Source organism: Nostoc sp. NMS4 (assembly GCF_017115095.1).
Taxonomy (GTDB): Bacteria; Cyanobacteriota; Cyanobacteriia; order Cyanobacteriales; family Nostocaceae; genus Nostoc.
In genome coordinates, this window is sequence record NZ_JABXKI010000176.1 from 1 (window position 1) to 15,659 (window position 15,659).

Genomic DNA, 15,659 nt, shown 5'->3' on the forward strand with positions numbered 1-15,659 from the left:
TTATTTTCAATCGACTCTACATTTATATTATGCAGCTTAAATGCCGATTAGCTTAGCTGCCATTTTAGGCGGTTTGTCAGTTGCTGCTGGTGCTTTTGGTTCCCATGCCTTACGGGAAAAAATTAGTGAGCGATCGCTAGAAATTTTTGAAACTGGCGCTCGTTACCAAATGTATCACGCTCTAGCACTTTTGTTTATAGCCCTACTAATTAGTCGTACCGAATCCCCTCAACCCACTCTTATCGCCAGTGGATGGCTGTTTATCATTGGCATAGCTATTTTCTCAGGTAGCTTGTACGCCCTTAGCTTAACCGGTATTAAATCCTTGGGAGCCATCACACCACTAGGCGGTACAGCCTTTCTTGCAGGTTGGTGTGCTTTAGCTTTTGCTGCGTGGAATTTGAAGTTGTGAACTACCCAACACCCATCCGAGTACAGGTACAGTGTGAGCCTTCTTGCTGTTAAAGGTAAAAAATTTAGGAGTTAAGAGTTAAAAACTGTTAACTCCATTTTTGAGAACCTCATTTACCTCATTTTTACAACCAAGCGTAACGCACTATTCATAAAGATTCGGTGCGTTACGACGTTCTATCTAACACACCCTACAATATCTAATTTTTTCAGAAGTAAACTGGCACTTGGGGCATATTGCCTGTATCAAGTCTTTCTTGCTGTTAGAAGATAGCACTTAGGCGCTTATTTGCTAATATTCTAATGGGAAAATGCTGAAAAATAGCTTTAAAGCTTGAGCTATATTGCTCAGGCATGATTTTATTAGCTATGGCTATGTGTTTCACTGATTGGGTAAAGGTCTGCCATCAAAGTAACCTATTACGCCAAGCAAATGGAGGTTTCATGTCGATATCTAAAGCTATTAACAGCAAGGTTACTTTTCAAAGCAGTAGTGAAAAACGCTTGCAGATAGAGCGTTTGATCGGAGCAACTCAAATAGTTGCATCTAGTGCGGGGAGTGATGTAGTGAAGGGATTAACTCAAACACCTAAATCTCTACCCCCTTGTTACTTTTATGATGACCGTGGTTCCGATCTGTTTGAGCAAATCTGTGATTTACCGGAATATTATCTTACACGCACAGAAACAAGGATTTTACAGCAATATGCTGGTGAAATTGCCCAGATAACTGGCGTTTGTGAATTGGTAGAACTTGGCAGTGGCAGTTCTAGCAAAACCCGTATTTTACTGGATGCCTACCAGCAACTAGGTTATCCTCTGCACTACCTACCAATTGATGTATGTGCAGGTATATTAGAAAGTAGTGCCAAGCAGTTATTAGAAGATTATCCCTTACTCCAAGTTTATGCACTTGCGGGAACCTATGAATTAGCCCTTGCGAAACTTCTGCCGACGCAATTACCCAGTCGGATGATTTGTTTTATTGGTAGCACTTTAGGTAATCTTACACCTGATGAGTGTGATGTGTTCTTCTCTCAAGTTACAAATGCTCTACAAGTAGGTGAGTATTTCTTATTGGGGATAGATTTGCGAAAGCCAAAACAGATTTTGGAACCGGCTTATGACGACAGCCAGGGAGTGACAGCTGCATTTAACCTCAATATGCTGGAACATTTAAATCAGCAGTTTGAGGGTAACTTTGACACCACCCAGTTTGAACACCAGGCATTTTACAATGAAAACGAGCATCAAATAGAAATGCATTTACGCAGCTTGCGATCGCAAATTGTAGAATTACGCGCTCTTAATCTTAAAGTTAATTTTGTACTAGGTGAGACTATCCTCACTGAAATTTCCCGCAAATTTGACCTTAATACCATCAAACAGCAACTAACTGCACAAAATTTATTACCTCTTCATGTATGGACAGATTCAAATCAATGGTTTGGTTTACTGCTCTGTCAGCTGCAAGCATAAAGCAAATCAGACTATGGCTCACAAGTCTTGGGTAGTAACACTCAAAGCCTCTTCCTCTTTTAGGCTACGGTGTACACATAAGTCTGCTCACCTGATTCTATATTGTTTTGATCCCCCCTAGCTTAAAAAAGTGGGTAACTAGAATCAAAGTCCCCCTTTTGAAGGGGGATTTAGGGGGATCTTCAATGATTAAAGTATTTATTAGCACTTTCAAATTAAAGCGCTATCCACCAGTCGTACAGAATACACAACTGAATTCCGACTCCTGACTCCTGAATTCTGTTCGATAAATTTATTTTGGAACTTGCATAAATGCCTAAACAACCTCTGATAAAGCTTTATAAGGTATTTCTTCACTCGCTCCCTAGCGAGTAGTATACGCGATCGCCTTTAAAAAGATACCTAGTCCCAAAGGGACATATTTCACTTAGCATCGCGTCCGATTTTTTAGATATTGTGATATCAAGTCCGGTTAATTACTTATAATTACCGCATCTGTGCAAAAATCAGCAAAATCTCTTTCTCCCTGCACCCCCTGCGGTCTAAATGATAAGTCTTTACCCGGACACGATATTAGTCCTGGTTCGATGTATGACTAGACTTTAAGCTAAAAGTGATAATGGAGATGGCCTCTTTAAAAAGGCTGGTCATGAACTTTTGCTGTAAAAAATAGGTATTCATAATTTATGAATCAGCACAGGCCAAAACGAAATCGTGGCGTTATACTTACTCGTGAAGGCTGGCAAAAGCTTCAAAAAGCGAAACTTGAAGGGGAACTTCGAGAAAAATCTGGCTCTAAGTACACCCTGGAAGAAATAAGTGAACGCGCTGGATTAACATCAAATACAGTTGCAAAGATACTTACCAACCAAGAAGGGGTTGACAAACGAACGTTAGTTTATTTATTCATGGCGTTTAACTTAGAGCTAAATTCGCAAGACTATTTTAAGTTAAATCCTGATTTGGCGAAACTCCCAGCCTTAGAGTCTCGAAAGCGCGTTGATTGGGGAGAGATGGTAGATGTATCTGTTTTCTATGGACGCACAGATGAACTGACTCTACTAGAACAATGGCTGATTGAGGAACGCTGTCGAGTAGTGGCGCTGTTGGGGATGGGAGGAATTGGTAAAACCTCTCTGGCTGCCAAACTAGCACAAAAAGTTCAAGGATTGTTTGAGTATGTTATTTGGCGATCGCTCTACAATGCTCCCCCACTTTTTGACCTGCTGGCAAATTTAATTCAATTTTTCTCTCACGAGCAGGTTTTAGAAACTGACTTACCAAAAACTCTAGATAGAAGAATATCACAACTAATTGAATATTTGCAACAACAGCGCTGTCTAATCGTATTAGATAATCTAGACACTATTTTGCAACCAGGCGTTTGTGCTGGATGCTATCGAGAAGGCTATGAAGATTATGGCTTACTAATCAAACGCTTGGGACAAGTTATGCATCAAAGTACCTTGTTGCTGACTTCACGCGAAAAACCGAAAGATATAGCGTTACACGAAGGACAAGCATTACTGGTTCGTTCATTACAAGTGAGGGGTCTAAAAGAAGAAGAAGGAAAAAAAATTTTTCACCTCAAATGTCTGTCTGGAACAGAGTCCAAAAAGAAAGCCCTGATTGAACTTTATTTTGGTAATCCATTGGCTTTGAAGATAGTTGCAACGACTATTCAAGATGTCTTCAATGGTGATATTTGTGGTTTTTTGAACCAAAAAACAGCTGTTTTTGGTGATATCTGCGCCGTTTTAGAGCAGCAGTTTGAGCGTTTATCTAATTTAGAACGTGTGGTTATGTACTGGCTGGCAATTAATCGTGAGTCAATTCCACTCTCCAAATTGCAAGAAGATTTAACTTTATTAGTAATACCACACAAGTTACTAGAAGCTCTAGAGTCTTTGATCAGGCGAAGTCTCATCGACAAATTTCAGTCAACGCTAAGTGAAAAAAGTGGTTTCCTCTTCACATTACACTCTATAGTCATGGAGTATGTGACTAGCAAATTAATTCAGCAAACTTATCAAGAAATTGCCACTCAGGATATTGTGCTGCTTAAGTATTATGCTTTGAGTAAAGCTCAATCCAAAGACTACATTAGAGAAACTCAATTACGCTTAATAATTAAGCCAGTTATAGATGAACTTTTCACTACTTTTAAAACCCCAAGAAAACTAGAAAATCATTTAAATGAAATTTTAGTCAAGCTGCAAGGGGAATCCCCACTAGAACCTGGGTATACAAGCGGAAATATTCTCAACTTGCTTCGTCAGTTAAAGACAGATTTAAGAGGTTATGATTTTTCTAACCTCAGCGTTTGGCAAGTAGATATGCGGGGTGTAAGTTTACCTCAAGTCAATTTCCAAAACGCTAATTTATCTAAATCGGTTTTTACTAAAAATTTCAGTAAAATTTCTGCGGTAGCATTCAGCCCCAACGGAAGAATTTTAGCAGTGAGTGACGCAAATGGCAAGATTTGCTTGTGGCGAGACTTTGCTGAGGGCGAACAACTTTTGATCTGTCTAGGACACATTGATTGGGTTCGAGCGATCGCCTTTAGTCCAAATGGTAGTACTCTTTGCAGTGGAGGTACTGACCAAAATGTGAAATTGTGGGATGTCAACACAGGTGAATGCTTGAAAACTTTAACAGGACATCCTGAACGGGTACGAACTGTTGCTTTTAGTCCTCAAGGTGAAATTATAGCTTCTGGCTGTGACGATCGGGCAGTGCGTTTATGGAGTATTCCAGATAGTAAGTGTTACAAAGTTTTACGAGAACATACTGATTCTGTATTATCTGTAGTTTTTAATCCTCAAGGTAAAATTCTCGCCAGTGCTAGCAGTGATAAAACCGTGAAGCTATGGAATTTCCGCACAGGAGAATGCCTCAAAACTTTAGAGGGACACACCAGTTCGGTTTCCTCAGTTGCTTTCAATCTCGATGGTCAAACCTTGGTTAGCGGTGGTGATGACCAAACTGTGAAACTCTGGAGTATCCCCGATGGCGAGTGTCTGAGAACTTTCCAAGGACATAGTGACAAGGTTAGGTCAGTCGCCTTTGCTCCTAGTGATAATATTCTGGCTAGTGGCAGTGATGACCAAACTGTAAAACTCTGGAATTTCCGCACAGGAGAATGCCTCAAAACTTTAGAGGGACACACCAGTTTTGTCTGGTCTGTTGTTTTCAGTCCAGATGGTCAAACTGTGGTCAGTGGTAGTGATGACCAAACTGTGAGATTTTGGGATGTTAGCACTGGTCAAGCCTTAAGAAACTTGCAAGGATACAATAATGGGGTGTGGTCTGTTGCGTTTGCTCCTGGCGGTCAGACCATAATTAGCAGCAATAATGACCAAACCCTAAAGCTTTGGGATGTCGCCGATGGAAAGTGCTACAAAACTTTGCAGGGACACCCTAATCGAGTCCGAACCGTTGCCTTTAGTCCGCAAGGTAATATCTTGGCAAGTGGCAGTTACGATCATCTCGTGAGGCTGTGGGATAGTAGCACCTGCCAATGCTGCAACATCTTAGAAGGACATACAGGCTGGATAAAATCAGTGGCCTTTGCTCCTGGAGGTAAAATTGTGGCCAGTGGCAGTGATGACAAAACTGTAAGGCTTTGGGATGTCAACACTGGTGAAGTTTTGAATATTTTGGAACATACTCATGGAGTATGGTCAGTTGCTTTCAGTCCTGAAGGAAATATCTTAGCTAGTGGCAGTGATGACCAAACAGTGAAGCTCTGGGATATTAACACAAGTGAATGTCTCAAAATTTTGTCGGGACATACAAGTTGGGTATTGTCGGTTGCTTTCAGTCCTGAAGGTAAAATTCTGGCCAGTGGCAGTAAAGATAAAACAGTCAAGCTTTGGGATGTTAACACAGGTGAATGTCTCAAAATTTTGTTGGGACACACAAGTTGGGTATTGTCGGTTGCTTTTAGTCCTGAAGGTAAACTTTTGGCTAGCGGGAGTGTAGATCAAACTGTAAGGTTGTGGGATATCGAATCAGGTGAATGTATCAAAATTTTGCATGGTCATACCCACTGGATCAGGTCGGTTGCCTTTAGTCCAGATAGTCAAACTTTGGTAAGTGGTAGTGAAGATGAAACCGTTAAATTATGGAATGTTTTGACGGGTGAATGTCTAAAAACTCTCAGAAATGAAAGACCTTATGAGACCATGAATATTACTGGTGTTACAGGTTTAACTCAAGCAACTATTGCTTCTTTGAAAGTTTTGGGAGCAATTGAGAATTGACCAAATAATTCGTAATGACGCGACGCTCGAAGACTCGCTAACGCTTCGCTATCGATGACTCGCTAACGCTACGCTAACGTAATTCGTAATTCGTAATTCCAAAGGTTACAACTCGGATTTTCCACAATATTATTCCAAAATAATCTTCCCTTTCAGCGAAAAATAAGTTGTTAAATTATCAGTATTTTTCCTAGCCATTGTCATTGACTTTTAATGACTTTCCAATTACTATCATATAGTAAATTACTCAATAATAAAATTAACCTCAAGTTAAAAATAGTCTATCTTAATGTGCTTCAATTAGAGTGAATATCTACTAGATAAACGAGGTATTGAACAATACAATCCAGGTTTTATGAGTATAAGTGTATAAATAAAATTTTGATTTCTTCGTACTACAGTTGTCGCTTAATAACGCCTAAATTAGCTTAAGCTCTCTTATACAAAGTTGACGTTTTAGCTATCTAAAATCAGATTTTGGCAATGTTGGTTTTGAATGGGTTTTAAGGATTATTTAGGTTATTTTGCAACAACTCTAATTTAGCGATCGCTGTTTTCCATGCACGCCAGTGGTAGAAACCGATCTACTACTCGAAATCCAATTCTTCGTCAGAAATTATGAAACCAGAGAAACCCAAACGTAATCGTGGGCTGATACTGACTTTTGAAGGCTGGCAAAAATTCCAGAATGCTAAACTTGAATGGGAGTTTAGAGAAAACAAAGGCTCCAAATTTACTTTAGAAGAATTAAGCGAACAAGCTGGGATCACTCCTGTCACCTTGAGGAAAGTAGTAACTAGGGAAACTGGGGTTGATAAACGAACGCTAGTGCGTTTGTTTATGATGTTTAATTTAGAACTGGATCAAAACGACTATACAAGCCCCGACTCTGATTTAAAGGGTTCAGAAAACTTGAAAAACCCCAAGCGCGTTGATTGGGGAGAAATGGTGGATGTATCTGTTTTTTATGGACGCACAGATGAACTGACTCTACTAGAGCAATGGCTGATTGAGGAACGCTGTCGAGTAGTGGCGCTGTTGGGGATGGGAGGAATTGGTAAAACCTCTCTGGCTGCCAAACTAGCACAAAAAGTTCAAGGATTGTTTGAGTATGTTATTTGGCGATCGCTCTACAATGCTCCCCCACTTTTTGACCTGCTGGCAAATTTAATTCAATTTTTCTCTCACGAGCAGGTTTTAGAAACTGACTTACCAAAAACTCTAGATAGAAGAATATCACAACTAATTGAATATTTGCAACAACAGCGCTGTCTAATCGTATTAGATAATCTAGAGACTATTTTGCAACCAGGCGCTTGTGCTGGATGCTATCGAGAAGGCTATGAAGATTATGGCTTACTAATCAAACGATTGGGACAAGTTATGCATAAAAGTACCTTGGTGCTGACTTCTCGTGAAAACCCCAAAGATATAGCGTCACTCGCAGGAGAAACACTGGCTGTTCGCTCATTACAACTCAGTGGTTTAGAGGTAGTAGCAGGACAGCAAATCTTTGAAGCCAAGGGGTTTTCTGGCTCAGAGTCAGAATTACCAGCAGTAGTTGAGCGTTATGCAGGTAATGCCCTAGCTTTGAAGATAGTAGCAACAACCATCCAAGATGTTTTTGATGGTAATGTTGGTGAATTTCTGCAACATTACACGGCTGTTTTTGGCAGCATTCGGGATCTATTAGACCAGCAGTTTTCGCGCTTGGCAAATTTAGAGAAAGATATAATTTACTGGCTAGCAATCAATCGTGAGCCAGTTTCCCTATCAGAAATCCAAGAGGACATTGTATCACTAATACAACCACAAAAACTACTAGAAGCTCTGGAATCTCTGGTGAGGCGATCGCTAGTTGAGAAAAGCACAGCACTCTTCACCCTACAACCTGTCGTCATGGAGTATGTGACTCAGCGATTAATAGAGATAGTTTGTCACGAGATTGAAACTCAGAATCTTGATTTTTTCAGGTGTCATGCCTTGATCAAGGCAACAGCAAAAGACTACGTGAGAGAGATTCAAATTCGCCTGATCCTCAAACCAATTATCGATGAGTTGCTCGCTGTCACCAGAAGCAAAAAAAACTTAGAGAATCAACTCAGCCAAATTTTAGCAAGGTCACGAAAGACATCACCACTAGAACAAAGTTATACAGCCGGCAATATTCTCAATCTGCTTTGTTATCTGGAATGCGATCTCAGCAGCTATGATTTTTCTAATTTGAGTATTTGGCAAGCAGACCTACGGTGTTTGAAATTGCACGATGTAAATTTCCAAAATGCCAATTTTGACAAGTCTATTTTTGCTGAAACCTTCGGTGGTGTTTTGTCGGTAGCCTTTAGCCCTGACGGTAAACTTTTGGCTTTGGGTGACACCAATGGTGAAATTCGCTTATACCAAGTTTCAGATTGGAAGCAACTTTTGTTTTGTAAGGGTCATACCAACTGGGTTTTGTCAGTAGCCTTTAGTCCAGATAGCACTATTTTTGCTAGTGGTAGTACTGACCATACAGTGAAGTTATGGGATGTTGCTACAGGTCAATGCTTTCACACCTTGCAGGAACACGATCATGAAGTTTGGTCAGTTGCTTTTAGTTCTGATGGTGAATTATTAGCTAGTGGTAGTGATGACCAGACCATGAAGTTATGGAATGTCAGTACTGGCCAATGCCTCAAAACTTTCCAAGGACATACAAGTTGGGTATGCTGTGTTGCCTTCAGTCCAGATGGGCAAACATTGGTGACTGGCAGTGATGACCATACAGTTGGGGTATGGAATATCAACGCTACCGAATGTGTGAAAACTTTCCACGGACACAGTGATGGAATACGGGCAATTACTGTCAGTCCTGATGGTCAGATGCTAGCGACTGGTAGTGAAGACCAGACAGTAAAGTTATGGGATATTAGTACTGGTGAATGCCTCAAAACTTTTCAAGGACATTCCAATGAAGTCTATTCAGTGGACTTTAGTCCAGAGGGTGATATTTTAGCTAGTAGCGGTTTTGACCAGATGGTGAAGTTGTGGAGTGTTCGCACAGGGGAATGTCTCAAAACTTTTCAGGGACATTCGGGTTGGGTATTTGGTGTCGCTTTTAGTCCAGAGGGTGATATCTTAGCTAGTAGCAGTTATGACCAAACAGTTAGGCTGTGGAGTGTTCAGACTGGTGAATGTTTCAAAACTTTTCAGGGATATACTAATCAAGTACTCTCACTTGCCTTCAGTCCAGATGGGCAGACATTAGCAAGTGGCAGTCACGACTCTTCAATCAGGTTGTGGGATGTTAATAGTGGGCAATGCCTGAAAATATTCCAGGGGCATAGTGCTGCAATCCAGTCAGCCGCTTTCAGTCCAGATGGGCAGACCTTGGCAAGTGGCAGTCATGATTCTTCAATCAGGTTGTGGGATGTTAATAGTGGGCAATGCCTCAAAATATTCCAAGGACATGAGGCGCTAGTTTGGTCTGTCGCTTTTTGTCCTGACGGTCAAACACTAGCCAGTAGCAGTGACGATAAAACAGTGAGATTATGGGATATTAGTACGGGTCAATACTTTAAAAAGTTCCAGGAACATCAGGCGGCAGTTTGGTCAGTTGCCTTTTGCCCTCAAGGAAAGATGTTAGCAAGTGCTTCTTCAGATCAGACAGTTAAATTATGGGATCTCAGCACTAGTGAGTGTAAAATAACACTAAAAGATCATACGACTTGGGTTTCATCCGTTACATTCAGTCCAAATGGTGAACTGCTAGCAAGTACTGATCTAGATGGAACCTTAATGTTATGGAGTATCAGCACTAATGAATACCTAAGAATTTTACAGGCAAGTACAGGTTGGTTGCCTTCAGTTGCCTTTAGTCCAGATAGCCGGATACTAGCAACCATCTGTCAAGATAATACAGTCAAGCTGTGGGATGTTAGTACAGGTAAATGTCTCAGAACTTTGGAAGGGCATACAGGCAGACTTTGGTCAGTCGTCTTTAATCCTAATAATCAGATTCTCGCTAGTAGTGGTGATGATGAGACAATTAGATTGTGGAATATAGTAACAGGTGAATGTTTAAAAACTCTGAAAGCGGAACCACCCTATAAGTGCATGAACATTATGGGAGTTAGTGGTTTAACCACAGCGACTATTGCTACACTCAAACTCTTGGGAGCAGTTACTAGCGAAAAACATCCTCAGCAAAGATTTCAGTTATATTCTGGCCATCCATAATCATGAAAAAACGATAAGCTGTTTGACATTTAACTTCCATAATTCGTCGCATTATATCTTTAACTGGCTTGAATTACTCTGGAAAATTAGATGTGGTTCAGCTTATCGTACAGTTTGAAGTTTAGGTCATTAGATGGAGAAATAAACTGAATCTAAAAACCAGGTAATTCAGTATCGCTTGGCAATCCTTGCGCGAAGTCATTGGTTATGATATTTTCCAAATCATCAAACTTGATGTCATTAAAAAGATTGAAGCTGGCTTCAAAAAAGTTACTGGTAGCATCTTGCTTTAAAGACTGTTGCTCGATAGTTGTAGTCTTAGCTTCATTTGGAGAGATATGTGAAAAAACAGCTTCATTGGCAATACCTGACCCTAGTGATAGTAAAATCGAAAATCCAAAATCTAAAATGTGAGCTAGCATCTTTTTTTCCTTGTTGTTTGAACAATACAGTTAAGCGTGTCTGAAAAAAAGCCTTTGTTACCTACGAGGTCATTTCTTTAGGTTGTTAAAATTAGTTCACTCTTGTAGGCAAGTATTTAACTTTAGCGGTTTCAATAGATTCTCAAGTTTCTCGTCTGAGATATAGCCCTCCTTGGGTGGAGTAAAGCGTAACAACGAAGTTTCATAACAAGCTCTCGCTACGCGGATACACTCTTCAGGAGTCATCCCTGCAACAATCTCAACTGTCTCCTCAACATGCTTGACTTCGGGGCCAACACCAGTGTGTATACGCAACCAGCGTGTGGCATGAGTACCCTGTGGTAGCAAAGTCTCTACACTCTGGATGTACTCCTGTCCTTGAAATGTTCCTAAGCGTTCGTTTGCATAGGAATGGCCAACGCAACCAATTGGGTCGATCGCTTGCACACTTTGGGTAAAGTAATCTACTACAGCCCTTGCCGCAGATGGAACGAGCGCTTGCACCACAGCCTCAGCTTCATATCCCATTGACTGAATATCAAGCAGGGCAAGTTGATCGTGGCCGGCTTCCTCTCTAGCTTTCTGTTTAGCCCACTGTGCTAAATTCATTCGACCAGATGCAGCAAATCGTTGAGCGGCTTCTGACATCAGTCGTGAGGTGTGGCGGCTTGAATGGTATGCACCAGCCATTCGCCATACCCAACGTGTAGGGGTGAGTTTTGGTGGTCTGCGATCCGTTTTGACTGTATGCCAAGCATAGGCGATCGCTCGATCCAAAAGTTTCTGAGTTTCAGCTATCTTCTCTGCATCAATTATATTTGAGATGGTGCGATCGCCACCTTTTGCAGAACTGGATCGATGCCTTTGAGTGTAGTCAGTCTTGAGCGCTGTTTCGTCAGGTACGAAACACGCTGATTTAGTGTTAATTAACAAGTCATTACGCATAGTTCGTTTCCTAACTTACGTTTGTTACAGAGCTATTGGAATGCTAGATGAATGCGATCGCATACACAGGGCAGTTACGCCATCGCACCTATGGAAATACCAAATGCATATTGCATTCCTATGTCTTCCAGGACTAGACCATCGCTTTCGCTACCAAGATAGGGAAAATTGCTGACTTTCTTTGACAAATGCAATGTCCAATTGTGAGTTTCGCTGGACATTCGCCAAGAAGAGAGGTATTCTAAAGATGACTTAAATGGTGAGAAAATCCCATATCCTTAGGACTTATGTATTGACAGAAACCTGATTGACAAGCGGCTTCATTCGTGTACAAGGTTTAGGGAAACTAACAGGAAGCTTTTATTTTAAAACTAACAAATGGATTGCACACAGGATGTATTTCATTACCATCCTGCACATTTAACCAGAAGCAACGCTTATTGCGATCGGATAGTGTCAAACAAAGTCCAAACTGCCCTTTAGTTGCAGTGCTGGTGAAAGAAGCAAAGCATGGGCGGTGTCATCTTTTTCCCTATTGCAAACCTCCGTTTTCGCAACATTTGCTGATTGCTCATCTTACCCACCCTCATCTATGTGGTTGATTGATGCCTGTTACAGTTAAGTTTGCTAAATTTACAAAACTTTTGCAACTCAAGATAAGAAACTTAAGATAAAGATAAGTTCTTTTTTCCTGCGACATTCTCCCCTTCAAATTTCAAGTTGCACATACAAATGTATAATTTAGCCTAAAAAGCTTGATACGTAAGTAATAGCGCGATTTTAGTTTTCCAAAACGTACATCTGTAAAAACTGGTTTGGCAAAGCATAACATTTTTATACAGGTTTGCATAAATTCTTAGCGAATTAAATTTGGTAGATTTCGCGTTCCCTTGGGCTTGCTACGGTGTACACACAAGTCCTAAAAACCTTGATTGATAGGACTTTCCTCGTTCCCAGGCTCCGCCTGGGAATGCATTCATTGAGTCTCTGACTCAATGTCTGATACTAGCCTAGCTAAATTTATATTTATTTATTGTCGGCTAAAACCGCTTCAGTTGGAGTTTTGCCCAAAATCTACCTGAAAAACACAAACTTTTCCGCTTAAGTTTTCTATCTTGACTGGCTAAAACAAATCTTGAAATAGATAATTGTACGCAAAGGTCTTGAGAGAAACACTCACTCTCAAAAACTATTACCACTAACTTACTCAGTTATATCCCCCGATTCATGCACGGGGGCTTTCCCCTCTAATTTCACTGCTATATGTACATATTCTCGACAACAACGGTTTTGCTTGCCAATTCCTTTTGAGTAAGAAGCGTACCCTTAGCAGCAACTTAATATGTTTTTTAACAACATATATATAAGGTTGCACAGAAAACTGGGTTATCCAAGCTTTCATAAAACAAGGATTATAGACATTCAGGACTAATAGCATACACAGAGAAAATTGCTTAAAGATTGTAGAGGCTTGAAATGACGAAGCGAACCAACTACTACAACGATCTATTAGTAGATTACTCCAAGCCAGAGCTAGTTTCTAATGAACTAGCAGTAAAACTACTTACAGACGCAGAGACATATCTTTCTCTACGTAATGATGCTTTACCTGAAATAAATCTAGAATACAGCTTAGAGCAAGTAGAACAGGAAAATAAACATTGGTGGCCAACCCACTGTGAAGCGCTACGACAAGGGCGGGGAGACATTTTAGCAGGTGAGTATACTAATAATCTTGTATATTTCTGTGCTGATGGACGTTTTTATGGCAGAACCGCAGCCACAAATAGAGAAGTAAATCGGTGGGCAATTCTTGCTCAACCAAGTGTAACAATAGCTTGGCCAATTATTATGTTCAATGGTGAAGTTATCTACTCAGAATGGAATTGTTTCGATGATGAAACGAACGAAATCATCGCCAAGGGAAATGAAACTTTGCTTCGACGAGGACATCGAGGTGGATGCTACTTAAAATGTGAGCAACTTAGTTTTTATCGTGACGTTTATGCCTCTGATGAATTGCTGTATTGGATCAGGCGGTAACAAAATTAGTTATCAGTTAAAAGTCAGAGATTAATGAAGAGAAAGTATAACATTCAGATAATTAGTTTCTGGAGGTTAACTGAAATTTAACAGGAAATGATAAAGGTTTTAAATCTACTGTAGTTCAGATAATTCGAGATGAAATCCAAGTGTATTTAATACAAGGAATGAGGCGAAAGTTATGGACTCTAATTATTTATTAAATGGCATTGACTCTTATAATATTAACATCGCTATTAATACAGCGATACTGACAAGTTTTGAAAAATTCTTGCTTCAGTCCCAACCTTTGTTAAGCCATGTTTTTCGATTTATTGAGACAAATTATCATAATTCAATTAGTCTTAGAGAGGTAGCTGAGGCGGTCAGTCGCTCCCCTGCCTACCTCACCGACCTTGTACGGCGAGAGACTGGAAAAACCGTACTCTGTTGGATTGTTGAACGTCGTATGGTAGAGGCACGCCGTTTACTTATCGAAACAGACCAGTCGGTAGAGCAAATTGCTGAAGCTGTGGGCTATCTAGATAGACGGCATTTCGGTCGCCAATTTCTCCGCCTCCACGATACAACCCCGCAAACATGGCGAAGATCGCATCGGAGTAAAAACATCCCACGTTGGCAAAGAGTCCCACAAAAGCCAAGCTCAAGCGAATTAATCAATCAGGAAACTACAACTGTGACTTTTGCAGAAGCTCAACGGTTGCAAGCCTGTATCCAAGAAATTGCTGCGATTTTTAATAAGAGTACTGTTGCTGATGAAGTACTTGTATTAAAAAGCGAAAATGGTTCTGTTGCAAAAATAGATAATAGTTCGATACAAATAACCTTAGTATCAACTTGCGAATCGTGTTGAAATCATTTCGGCTTTTATTTAAGTCTAAGAAATTTGTAATTCAGCATTATCCAAGAATAATGATTGAATTTGCACAAGACTAATTTAAAAGATGCAAATTAAAGAGTTTAAAATATTGCATTTGTGAATTTCATACTTGAATTCAGCAATGTTTCATTGGGTTATTAGACCTATTGCAACACTTAGGGAGAGGAGAATAAAAAATGGTTCATACCATTTCTTTGTAAGGCTGCGCCAAATTTTATTTCTTTCTTTGTGTCCTTCTCTGACGAGACGCTGCGCGAATGTGGTTCGTTCCTTATATAGTTTGGCGCATCTTCATACAGAATTGGTATCAAGAGACTGAATTTTCCTTGAATCTTTAATCTTGATCCTTTCCCCAAGTTCTGCAATAAGTCTATTATTCGTTAGATTGAGTCCCTAACTAATCAAAGCTTGAGAGCAATCAGCAGATCCTATGAAAAATTGTCCTTGCTGCTCCCATCGGCTTCTACAACATATTAGTAATAACCAGGTGTACTGGTTCTGCCGAAGCTGCTGGCTGGAAATGCCTTTAGTTAAATTACAAAGTTCAACTCAAGAAAAAGCTGAAGACTTAATGAGCTTTATCAGATTGGAGAAAAAAGAAGTAGTACAAGCACGGATACTGAAAGTGAGGTTTTCCTATCACTCTAGTAGCAATAATAAGTATGGCTAAAATCATAGAAAGTTGCAAAATAAAAATTGACTATTACTATTGGAGAGGTCATGAAAATTCTGATTGAATATGGGATTAATATAGATGCTCAAGGCCCTTATAACGGATATACTGCCCTACACGATGCAGTTTGGCAGGACAATATCGAAGGAGTCCGGCTTCTGGTAAACGCAGGTGCTAGCTTAGATATCAAAGGTAAGAACGGAGACACTCCTTTAGATATAGCCAAAAAAAGTGGGCGTAAAGAGATTGTTGCCATGCTTTCTAGGTAGGAAAGGGAATGATAGTAGCTTTTGAATTGTCGCTGTAGAAAACAAAAATTCTAA

At 40.2% G+C, this 15,659-nt stretch carries 9 protein-coding genes; 7 read left to right on the forward strand and 2 right to left on the reverse strand.

What is annotated here, in order from left to right; genetic code table 11:
- The first annotated feature begins 40 nt into the window (after positions 1-40).
- The 4 genes from HWQ37_RS14875 (at position 41) to HWQ37_RS14890 (ending at position 10,373) form a co-directional block, all read left to right on the forward strand.
- Positions 41-412: a DUF423 domain-containing protein gene (locus HWQ37_RS14875; protein WP_292748369.1), complete on the forward strand. Its 372-nt coding sequence runs from the start codon at positions 41-43 to the stop codon at positions 410-412.
- Positions 413-855: 443 nt separating this feature from the next.
- Positions 856-1,890: an L-histidine N(alpha)-methyltransferase gene (gene egtD, locus HWQ37_RS14880; RefSeq protein ID WP_292748370.1), complete on the forward strand. Its 1,035-nt coding sequence runs from the start codon at positions 856-858 to the stop codon at positions 1,888-1,890.
- Between the two features lie 686 nt (positions 1,891-2,576).
- Entirely contained in the window at positions 2,577-6,155 is a 3,579-nt protein-coding gene (locus HWQ37_RS14885) for a WD40 domain-containing protein (protein ID WP_292748371.1), read from the forward strand.
- A gap of 618 nt (positions 6,156-6,773) precedes the next feature.
- Positions 6,774-10,373 carry a WD40 domain-containing protein gene (locus HWQ37_RS14890; RefSeq protein ID WP_292748372.1) on the forward strand — a complete coding sequence of 1,200 codons (3,600 nt, stop codon included), beginning with the start codon at positions 6,774-6,776 and terminating at the stop codon, positions 10,371-10,373.
- Between the two features lie 152 nt (positions 10,374-10,525).
- Here the strand turns inward: HWQ37_RS14890 and HWQ37_RS14895 are convergent, their stop codons facing one another.
- On the reverse strand, positions 10,526-10,795 hold the full coding sequence (locus HWQ37_RS14895) for a hypothetical protein (protein ID WP_292748373.1): 270 nt from the start codon (positions 10,793-10,795) through the stop codon (positions 10,526-10,528).
- A 96-nt stretch (positions 10,796-10,891) separates the two neighbouring features.
- Positions 10,892-11,740: a hypothetical protein gene (locus HWQ37_RS14900; RefSeq protein WP_292748374.1), complete on the reverse strand. Its 849-nt coding sequence runs from the start codon at positions 11,738-11,740 to the stop codon at positions 10,892-10,894.
- Between the two features lie 1,476 nt (positions 11,741-13,216).
- Between HWQ37_RS14900 and HWQ37_RS14905 the strand changes: the two genes are divergently transcribed.
- The 3 genes from HWQ37_RS14905 (at position 13,217) to HWQ37_RS14915 (ending at position 15,605) form a co-directional block, all read left to right on the forward strand.
- Entirely contained in the window at positions 13,217-13,783 is a 567-nt protein-coding gene (locus HWQ37_RS14905; RefSeq protein ID WP_292748375.1) for a hypothetical protein, read from the forward strand.
- Positions 13,784-13,964: 181 nt separating this feature from the next.
- Positions 13,965-14,636, forward strand: a complete 672-nt coding sequence (locus HWQ37_RS14910) for a helix-turn-helix domain-containing protein (RefSeq protein ID WP_292748376.1) — start codon at positions 13,965-13,967, stop codon at positions 14,634-14,636.
- A gap of 747 nt (positions 14,637-15,383) precedes the next feature.
- Complete coding sequence (locus tag HWQ37_RS14915; RefSeq protein ID WP_292748377.1) at positions 15,384-15,605, forward strand: ankyrin repeat domain-containing protein; 222 nt, start codon at positions 15,384-15,386, stop codon at positions 15,603-15,605.
- The last annotated feature ends 54 nt before the right edge of the window (positions 15,606-15,659 follow it).

Bases quoted from the DNA above. Each gene is read 5' to 3' on its own strand.
- HWQ37_RS14875 (WP_292748369.1), top strand. From the start codon at position 41: ATGCCGATTAGCTTAGCTGCCATTTTAGGCGGTTTGTCAGTTGCTGCT.
- egtD (WP_292748370.1), top strand. From the start codon at position 856: ATGTCGATATCTAAAGCTATTAACAGCAAGGTTACTTTTCAAAGCAGT.
- HWQ37_RS14885 (WP_292748371.1), top strand. From the start codon at position 2,577: ATGAATCAGCACAGGCCAAAACGAAATCGTGGCGTTATACTTACTCGT.
- HWQ37_RS14890 (WP_292748372.1), top strand. From the start codon at position 6,774: ATGAAACCAGAGAAACCCAAACGTAATCGTGGGCTGATACTGACTTTT.
- HWQ37_RS14895 (WP_292748373.1), bottom strand. From the start codon at position 10,795: ATGCTAGCTCACATTTTAGATTTTGGATTTTCGATTTTACTATCACTA.
- HWQ37_RS14900 (WP_292748374.1), bottom strand. From the start codon at position 11,740: ATGCGTAATGACTTGTTAATTAACACTAAATCAGCGTGTTTCGTACCT.
- HWQ37_RS14905 (WP_292748375.1), top strand. From the start codon at position 13,217: ATGACGAAGCGAACCAACTACTACAACGATCTATTAGTAGATTACTCC.
- HWQ37_RS14910 (WP_292748376.1), top strand. From the start codon at position 13,965: ATGGACTCTAATTATTTATTAAATGGCATTGACTCTTATAATATTAAC.
- HWQ37_RS14915 (WP_292748377.1), top strand. From the start codon at position 15,384: ATGAAAATTCTGATTGAATATGGGATTAATATAGATGCTCAAGGCCCT.